Below are 4,158 nucleotides of genomic sequence, written 5' to 3'. Positions count from 1 at the left end.
GCAGGACCGCGCGATCGGGCGGCTCTTCGAGCATCTTGAGAAGGGCGTTGGCGGCATTGGGGTTCAATTCGTCCGCGTCGTCGATGATCACCACCCGGCGCCCGCCCTCGGCGGCGGAAAGCTGGAAGAACCCGGCAAGCTTGCGCACGTCGTCGATGACGATCTGCTTGCGCAGGCGCTTGGTCTTTTCGTCCACGCTGCGGGTAATGGATTTGAGGCCCGACTCGCTCCGTGCGGCCATGCGGCGGGCGACAGGATGATCGGCGGGGACATCCAGCGTGGTAGCGGGTTCCGGCGCGAACATGCCGCCCACATCCGGGTCGGGCGTGGCCAGCAGAAACCGCGCGATGCGCCAGGCAAACGTGGCCTTGCCCACGCCGCGGGGGCCGGTGAGCAGCCATGCGTGATGCAGCTTGCCCGCGTTGAACGCATTGAGAAACGCCGCTTCCGCGCTTTGCTGCCCCACCAGTACCGAGGTATCGCGCGGGTGCGGCGCGCCTTCGATCTGATCCGGGAGGGCAGGGTCGTCTGTCATGGGGATGGTCTATCAGGTTTCGCGGGGGAGGGAACCGCCGCGGTCAGAAGCCGGTGGCGGCGAGGATCGCGGCATGAACCTCTGCCGGGCTGCCCGCCCCGTCCACAACCCTGAACCGTTCGGGGAATTCCTTTGCCAGCTGCAGGAAACCCGCGCGCATGGCGTTCTGCAGATCCACCCCGAAGCCTTCGAAACGTTCTTCGGTGCCCGCGCGGGACAGCGCCCTGTCCAGCCCCGCATCGGGCTGCATGTCGATGAGCACCGTCAGATCCGGTTCCACCCCGATCATCAGCGCATGAAGCTGGTCGACCGCACCGCGCAGGTCGCCGCGCGACAGCCCCTGATACATGCGCGTCGAATCCGCGAAACGGTCGCAGATCACCACCTTGCCCGCGTCGAGCGCGGGCTGGATCGTCCGTTCGAGGTGGTCGCGCCGGGCGGCGGTGAAAAGCAACAGCTCCGTCTCGGCGGACCAGCGATCCGGCGCGCCCTGCAGGACAAGGGCGCGGATCTCCTCCGCCCCGGGGCTCCCGCCGGGTTCGCGCGTCAACACGACGTCGCGCCCGGCGGCGCGCAGATGATCCGCGAGCAGGCGGGCCTGTGTGGATTTTCCCGAACCGTCGATGCCTTCGAAGCTGACGAAGAGCCCGCGGGCAGGCGTCACGTAGCGCCCTCTGCCGCCGCATCCTCGGGGCCGGAATTCAGCCGTACCAGCAGGTGCCGCGCCGCCGCGGTGATCCGGGAGACGAAACCGTAGGGTCCCACGGATTCGCTCGCCTGCAGGGGCACGCGCGTTTCGGGCAGGCCTTCGGGCGTCACCACCAGTTCGGCCAGCTTGTCGCCCTTGCTGAAGGGCGCGCGGAGCGGGCCGTCAAAGACCACTTCGGCCTTGAGGGGGCCTGCGGTGATGGTCGGCACGAGAACGGTAAGGTCCTCTTCCAGAACCAGACCGACCTTGCGGGCGGAGCCCATGGCCACCGGCGCTTCGGCGATCTGGGTTCCTTCGGGGGCGAGGGTGCGTTCTGCGAACTGCCGGAAGGCCCAGTTCACGATGGCTTCGGCTTCCTCGGCCCGGGCCGAGGCGCTATCCAGCCCCGACAGCACGAAGATCACACGCCGGTCGCCCTGCTGCTGCTTGGCGGATCCGACAAGGCCATATCCCGCCTCCATCGTATGGCCGGTCTTCAGCCCGTCCGCACCGATGCCCAGACCCAGCAGCGGGTTGCGGTTGCTCTTGTTCTGGGGCGCGCGACCGTCAAAGACGAACTCCTGCTCCTTGAACATCGGGTAGAACTGCGGGAAATCCAGAATGATCCGCTGCGCCAGCAACGCCAGATCACGGACAGACATCAGATGCCCCGGGGCCGGCCAGCCATTGGAATTGGTGAAGGTCGAATTGGTCATGCCCATCTGCTGGGCGCGCTGGGTCATCAGGCGGGCAAAGCCGTACTCCGTGCCGTCCGGGCTCAGCGCTTCGGCGATGACGGCGGATGCGTCGTTGCCCGACAGCACGATGATGCCGCGCAGCAGGTCCTCCACCGTCACCCGGTCAGTGGTATCAAGGAACATGGTCGAGCCGCCGTAGGACATGGCGTGCTGCGATACGGGCAGTTCCTCCGTCAGGTCGAGCCCGCCGTTGGCCTTGCCCCGTTCCACCGCTTCGAACGCCATGTACAGCGTCATCAGCTTGGACATGGACGCGGGCGGCAGCGGCTGATCCGCGTTCTTGGCCAGCAGAACCGTGCCGCTGGTCACGTCGATCACATAGGCCGCGGTGGCGCGGGTCTCGAAGGCCTGTGCGGGCAGAGCGTACAGGATCAACGCCAGCAGGGCAGCAACGGGGCGGATCATCGGAAGGACCTCCTTCGGGTTACGTCAGTTCGACACCGCATAGGCATCGGAGAACCCTTCGCCCTTGATCTTTTTCAGCAGGGCATCGAGTTCGGATTTCGAGGGGGCGGGGCCGACCACGACGCGCCAGAACGGCTTGCCGTTGATCTCGCTCCGCTTGACGGTGGGCAGCATGCCGGCACCGCGCATTTGCTTTGCGGCCCGTTCGGCATTGGCTTCGACGCTGAAAATGCCGATCTGCACATAGGGTTTGGCAAGCCCGCCCGACTTGCGCGCCGGTGCCGCAGGTTCGGGGCGGGGGGCCGGAACCGAGGCCGCGGTAATGCCCGCCGCTGCGGAGGTGGCGGGCGGCAGCGTCGCCTCTGCGATGTCCGAAGGCTCTGGCAAGGTTTCGGCGGCAGGGGCGGTTTGTGTGCTGGCGTCCGCGGCCTCTGGGGCTTCATCGCCGGCTTCCGCCCGGCGCAGGGCCGTGACGTTGAGCGGCGCGGGTGCACCCGCCAGAATATTGAGTGCCGCCGCCGCGTCAGACGAGATCTGCAGCCTCGGGCCGGGCAGGTCGCGTTCACGGCGGAAAAGGGCACCGATCACGAATTTGCCGTTGTCCTGATTGCGGATGATGACCCGTTCGGGATCGGTCACATCCGGATGCGCCACCCAGACCCCCCCGAGAGAGGGGCGCCCGTCCCAGAGGCCCTCTTCGGTGACGGAAAAGACCTCCGGAGCTTCGACGTCCCGTTCCACCAGCCGGGTGGAGGTGGACTCCTCCGTCTGCGCGGCGGCGGTCCGCCCGGGCAGGGCAAAGCCGTTCTCCCCGCAGCCCGACAGCACCGCAAGCGACATCATGCCGCCGACCGTCAGGAAGATGGAGCGGTGCGGGATGCGCATCACGGGGGAAGGGGTCTTCATGATCGTCTGTCCTTGCCTGCTGGCGGCGTGTGGTCGCACCCACCTGTCGAGCCGGTTCCCCGGCGAGCGTACGTCCCCTTGACGGGGCTCTTCGGCGCACTCTAGCCCGCCGAACCAGATGTGAAAAGGCGCAGGAGCGCGGATCGGCAAATTTCCCCGGGCCCGTTTCGGACAGCGGTAAATTGCCCATTTGCCGAATCGCGACAGGCCGATTAGGAGACACCGACCCCGGAGGAGTGGCAGAGTGGTCGAATGCACCGGTCTTGAAAACCGGCGTGCGTGAAAGCGTACCGTGGGTTCGAATCCCACCTCCTCCGCCACAAACCAATCGCGAATCCGAGACGAGGCCCCAGCGCGGGCCTTTTTTCTTTTTGGTTCAAGGGGTTTAAGGAAAGCACCCGACTTGTGGAGACTGGCCGTTGGCCTAAAATTGGTCTCGCAAAGCCCCGCGTCTCTTTCCACCCGCCCTTCACTCAAATCGAGACGGATTCAAAAACTCACGTATTTTCTGATGCTTGCCAGAAATGGGCTGCGCCGCAGTTGAGGCAACTTGGACTTGCCCGGCTTTTGTGGAGAGCGTTTAGCTCACTTCCCGTGCCTTTCGCTCGAAGGCGATGGGGCTCTGGAAGCCGAGCGACGAATGGCGCCTGACGGGGTTATAGAACCCGTTGATGTATCTGGCGACAGCGTTTTCGGCCTGAGCGCGTGTCTGCCACGCGACCGGCCAGATCAGCTCCGACTTGATGGTCTTGAAGAACGTCTCGACCATCGCGTTGTCATAGCAGTTCCCGCGCCCGCTCATTGAGATAAGAAGGCCTCGTTTTCGGAGCAGTGCCTGATAGTCGACAGAGCAGTATTGCGACCCG

5 protein-coding genes and 1 tRNA gene are annotated in these 4,158 nt (G+C 65.6%); 1 reads left to right on the top strand and 5 read right to left on the bottom strand.

The annotated features are described in order from the left end of the window. The 4 genes from A3764_RS07510 to A3764_RS07495 all read right to left on the bottom strand — a co-directional run. Positions 1–535: DNA polymerase III subunit delta' (locus A3764_RS07510; protein WP_150122102.1), on the bottom strand; the 535-nt coding region annotated here is incomplete at its 3' end. 43 nt (positions 536–578) lie between these two features. Further along, entirely contained in the window at positions 579–1,199 is a 621-nt protein-coding gene (gene tmk, locus A3764_RS07505; RefSeq protein WP_067924744.1) for a dTMP kinase, read from the bottom strand. Further along, entirely contained in the window at positions 1,196–2,386 is a 1,191-nt protein-coding gene (locus A3764_RS07500) for a D-alanyl-D-alanine carboxypeptidase family protein (protein WP_067924741.1), read from the bottom strand. Before A3764_RS07500 ends, tmk begins: the two co-directional genes overlap by 4 nt. Before the next feature lie 24 nt (positions 2,387–2,410). Then, complete coding sequence (locus tag A3764_RS07495) at positions 2,411–3,292, bottom strand: SPOR domain-containing protein (protein WP_236628124.1); 882 nt, start codon at positions 3,290–3,292, stop codon at positions 2,411–2,413. 230 nt (positions 3,293–3,522) lie between these two features. Here A3764_RS07495 and A3764_RS07490 point away from each other — a divergent pair. Next, positions 3,523–3,612 (top strand) — tRNA-Ser (locus A3764_RS07490). Between the two features lie 260 nt (positions 3,613–3,872). Here A3764_RS07490 and A3764_RS07485 read toward each other — a convergent pair. Continuing rightward, a partial coding sequence (locus A3764_RS07485) for an integrase core domain-containing protein (RefSeq protein ID WP_150122101.1) occupies positions 3,873–4,158 on the bottom strand: 286 nt, incomplete at its 5' end.

The organism is Sulfitobacter sp. HI0129 (assembly GCF_001635395.1).
In the GTDB taxonomy this organism is placed as follows: domain Bacteria; phylum Pseudomonadota; class Alphaproteobacteria; order Rhodobacterales; family Rhodobacteraceae; genus Sulfitobacter.
The sequence above is the reverse complement of the archived record's forward strand: the minus strand, read 5'-3'. Positions and strand labels throughout refer to the sequence as shown.